This window comes from Methylobacterium sp. AC315, from assembly GCF_979253755.1.
Genome location: NZ_CEEDEA010000128.1, coordinates 1 through 241 on the forward strand (window position 1 = coordinate 1; position 241 = coordinate 241).

At 68.0% G+C, this 241-nt stretch carries 1 protein-coding gene; it reads right to left on the bottom strand.

From position 1 onward, the window contains the following. A partial coding sequence (locus AC0IY0_RS28985) for a glycogen/starch/alpha-glucan phosphorylase (protein ID WP_471766504.1) occupies positions 1 to 241 on the bottom strand: 241 nt, incomplete at both ends.

Consider the following 241-nt stretch of genomic DNA (forward strand, 5'->3'; position numbering starts at 1 on the left):
GGGTGTGGGTGGTGTAGTTCAGCGTGTGGGTGGTGACGGGCCACGCATCCTCCCAGGAGAGGTCGTGGTCCTCCATCAGGATGCGCATCAGCTCCGGCCCCGCGATGGCCGGGTGGGTGTCGTTGAGCTGGATCGCGGCGTGGTCCGACAGGGACCGCACGGCGCCGCGCTCCATGACGTGGCGGGCGTTGAGATCCTGGAGCGAGGCCGAGGTGAAGAAGTATTCCTGGCGCAGGCGCAG